Genomic DNA, 3,198 nt, shown 5'->3' on the forward strand with positions numbered 1-3,198 from the left:
AGCCCCTTGTCGCCGCGACCGCGCCAGCCGCGCGCGGCGTTGAAGCCGGTGGCGATCGCCAGAAACCGCCCGCCGCCCTTCGGCCGGATCAGCGCGCCGCGCTCGAAGGCGTCGATCACCAGCGGGGTCTTGCTCCAGACCAGGCCGGCGGCGCGCATCGACACGCCGGTGCGGGGGAAGACCTGCGAGCGCCAGGCATTGGCGATCCCCCGCGCCTTGCCGCCGAGCGAGGCGGTGACCTGGCCGCGGAGCTCAGTCTTCAGCGCGTCCGTCTCGGCGCGCACGGCGCGGGAGGCGGCGCGCTCGCCGGCGCGGACCTCCTCGGCGAGCGCCTTGCGGAGATCGCCGACGATGGCGGTGAGCCGCACGGCCTATCGCCGGCAGAGCACGCGCCAGGCGACCCCGGCAGCGTCCCGCTCCGCGCTGTCCACCGTCAGCAGGTCCGTGCCGATGGTGAAGGTGTCGCCCGCCTCGATCGCTGGCAGCAGGCCGATGGCGACGGTCAGCACGTCGGTCGCGCGCAGCAGCGGCGTGTCGAAGGCGTCCGCGACGCGATCCGGGCTGGAGCGCAGGATGCGGAGCGACACGGGTGCGCCGGTGCCCGCCGCGCGGTAGCTCGCCTCGACGCCGAGGTTGGCGTCGGCCGCGAGCACCGCCAGCGCCTCGTCGAACACGCCCATGGCGGGTCAGCCGAGCCCGAGCCAGGAGGCGAGCTTCGCACCGACCGCCGCGCCGACGATGCCGCCGGCTGCAGCCGCACCGGTCGCGGGGATCGCGGGCGAGGCGCCCGGCACCCCACCCGCCGCAAGCGACAGCCGCGCGGTGAGGCCGGCCATCGCCTTGACCAGCTCGGTCACGGTGCGGGTGAGCTCGCGCATGTCCTTGTCGCCTTCGGCCAGCCGCCGCTCGATCTCGGTGAGGCGCGTGACGATGGTGCCGAGCTCGCGGTCATGGTCCGTCATCGGGTGACCTCCCGCTGCCGCTGCAGCCGCTGGTGGATGGTCCAGGCCGCGACGCCGATCACCGCGGCGGCGACGCCCCAGGGGCCGAGCGCCCGGAGGACCGAAGCCAGGCCCTCGGCATGCGGCGCGAGCGTCGTGACGGCATCGACCACCGCCGCCGCCGTGACGCCGGCGACCACCGAGCCCGCGGCCGCACGCACGGTGCCACTGTAGGCGAGGCCTGGCTGCACCAGGCCGGCCATGCGCAGGCCCTCCGCGATGGTGTCCGGCGCGTAGGGCATGCCGCCGAGCTCATGGCGGATGATCGCCTCGACGAGCCCGCGCATCGTCGTCGCGTCGTGCAGGTCGATCGGGTCGTCGAGCCCGACCCCGAGGCGCGCGGCGACCGCCGCTTGGTAGGCGTGCGTGTCGTTCTCGTGGCTCGGCGCCCAGCGCGCGACGATGCCGCGGACCGTGCGCAGGCCGTGCCGGTCCTGGTAGCTCTGCAGCAGCAGGGCCAGCGCGCGGATGCCGTGCTGGTGCGATCGGAAGCGGCAGAAGCGCCCGTCCGAGGGCGGCGTCTCGAGGCCGAGCCACTTGTTCGTGGCGAGGTGCTCGATGTTGCCGGGGTTGCGGTTGCGGTAGCCCCGGCTGGTCTTCGGATCGCCGCTCATGCGCCGGACGCCGGGACGCGGTTGAGCCAGACGCGCACGGTCGCGTCCGCGGCCAACGCCGCCGCCGTGGCGATGCCGATCGAGAAGTTGCCGGTCGCGGTGGTGGTGACGCGGCGGTTGGTGTTGTCCCAGAAGACCCGCGCGCCGGCAGTGATGGCCAGCGACGGCTCCTTGGTGAGGTCGAAGACGCCCTGGGTGGCGGCCTCGATGACAGCGTTCTGCGCGCCGTCGACGGCGGCGACGCCGAAGAGCGCGCCGACGAGTACGCCCTGGCCGGCGGTGACGCCGCCCGCATAGGGGACGGCGACGGCCAGGCTGTCGCCCGGCTGGACGAAGTTCCGCATGGGTACTCCTGCTGTTGAGAGGGAGAGAGATCGGCCTTGAATGGGGCCGGTCGGCGAGTTACATGTAACGGCCGATGGAGGTGCCGATGGCCGCGTCCGAAGTGCGGAAGCGCGTGGCCGCCCACCGGGCGGAGCTGCGCAAGCGAGGTCTGCGCCCGATCCAGATCTGGGTGCCGGACACCCGTGCCCCCGGCTTCGCCGAGGAAGCGCGCCGGCAGTCGCGGGTGGTCGACGCGAATCGCGCGGAGTTCGAAGACATCATGGGCTTCATCGAGCGCAACTCGGCGTGGCCCGACGACGAGGACGACGCTGCCGAAACCGATGCGCCGCGGTGACGTGGTCATCGTCGCCGATCGCGGCGGCGGGGATTACGCGAGCAAGCCCCGCCCTGCGGTGGTGGTGCAGTCCGACCTGTATGACCAGACGCTGAGCGTCGTGGTCTGCCCGGTGACGACCGTGGCGCACGACGCGGCGCTGCTCCGGTTGCCGCTGGCGCCGAGCGCGCGGCTCCCACTGCGGGCACCGAGTTGGATCATGGTCGACAAGCTGACCAGCGTGCGGCGCGACCGGATCGGACAGACAATCGGCCGGATCAGCGACGACGAGGCGGTGGCGCTGAACCGCAGCCTCGCTGTGTTCCTTGGTTTTGCGTGAGGCACGCGATGGGGTTCGCCGTTCGCATACCGGCGGAGGTCGTGCGGCGGAGACTGATGTGGTTTTTCCGCCGGGCCCAGCGCGGCCATCCGGTGCTGATCCTGGAGCACGGCCGACCGGTCGCGCGGCTGGAGCCACCGACCAAGCGCGGCCGTGCACCTGCATCCCGCCGCAGGCTGCCTCGCGTCAGGTGCCCGGGTTGAACCAGGCGCCGCGCCAGTCGATGGCGCCGACGCCGAAGTCGAAGATCACGCTGACCTCGACGCCGTCGACGCCGGAGACCGGGCCCGTGGTGACCTGCGGTCCCTCCGCCCCGTTCAGGTAGCCATAGACGTAGACCGGCGCCGAGAGCGGATCCGAGAACAGGTACCAGCGATTGTTCTGGATCAGCGGCTCGACCAGCGGCTGCACGAAGCCCGCGAAGACGTTCGCGTTGCTCGTCTGCGTCGCGGCGACGCTGACCGTCAGCTGCCGCGCCGCGAGTTCCTGGTTCGGGCCGACCAGCAGGCGCATCGAGGAGCCGATCGCGATCGGCAGCCCGTCGAGGGTCTTCTGGCGCATGATGGCGGCGCGGCCGGTGGCGAG

Annotated in this window: 8 protein-coding genes; 2 read left to right on the plus strand and 6 right to left on the minus strand. The window is 72.8% G+C overall.

Annotation, left to right across the window (positions count from 1 at the left end; translation table 11 throughout):
• From FHS88_RS20260 to FHS88_RS20280, 5 genes are all read right to left on the minus strand, one after another.
• A partial coding sequence (locus FHS88_RS20260) for a DUF6441 family protein (RefSeq protein ID WP_338146692.1) occupies nt 1-368 on the minus strand: 368 nt, incomplete at its 3' end.
• Between the two features lie 3 nt (nt 369-371).
• Nucleotides 372-680: a head-tail joining protein gene (locus FHS88_RS20265; RefSeq protein WP_184487300.1), complete on the minus strand. Its 309-nt coding sequence runs from the start codon at nt 678-680 to the stop codon at nt 372-374.
• 6 nt (nt 681-686) lie between these two features.
• Entirely contained in the window at nt 687-962 is a 276-nt protein-coding gene (locus FHS88_RS20270; protein ID WP_007005774.1) for a hypothetical protein, read from the minus strand.
• On the minus strand, nt 959-1,615 hold the full coding sequence (locus FHS88_RS20275; RefSeq protein ID WP_184487301.1) for a structural protein: 657 nt from the start codon (nt 1,613-1,615) through the stop codon (nt 959-961). The genes FHS88_RS20270 and FHS88_RS20275 overlap by 4 nt, the downstream gene beginning before the upstream one ends.
• Nucleotides 1,612-1,959, minus strand: a complete 348-nt coding sequence (locus tag FHS88_RS20280) for a DUF2190 family protein (protein ID WP_184487302.1) — start codon at nt 1,957-1,959, stop codon at nt 1,612-1,614. The genes FHS88_RS20275 and FHS88_RS20280 overlap by 4 nt, the downstream gene beginning before the upstream one ends.
• Before the next feature lie 74 nt (nt 1,960-2,033).
• Between FHS88_RS20280 and FHS88_RS20285 the strand changes: the two genes are divergently transcribed.
• Both FHS88_RS20285 and FHS88_RS20290 read left to right on the plus strand, forming a co-directional pair.
• The gene (locus tag FHS88_RS20285; protein ID WP_211842893.1) at nt 2,034-2,294 is read left to right on the plus strand and encodes an antitoxin MazE family protein; all 261 of its coding nucleotides are present in this window, start codon (nt 2,034-2,036) and stop codon (nt 2,292-2,294) included.
• 1 nt (nt 2,295) lies between these two features.
• A complete protein-coding gene (locus FHS88_RS20290; protein WP_338146693.1) occupies nt 2,296-2,613 on the plus strand; it encodes a type II toxin-antitoxin system PemK/MazF family toxin in 318 nt (105 codons plus the stop codon).
• A 186-nt stretch (nt 2,614-2,799) separates the two neighbouring features.
• Here FHS88_RS20290 and FHS88_RS20295 read toward each other — a convergent pair.
• The coding region (locus FHS88_RS20295; protein WP_456306814.1) for a phage major capsid protein at nt 2,800-3,198 on the minus strand (399 nt) is incomplete at its 5' end.

This window comes from Neoroseomonas alkaliterrae (assembly GCF_014199195.1).
Taxonomy (GTDB): domain Bacteria; phylum Pseudomonadota; class Alphaproteobacteria; order Acetobacterales; family Acetobacteraceae; genus Neoroseomonas; species Neoroseomonas alkaliterrae.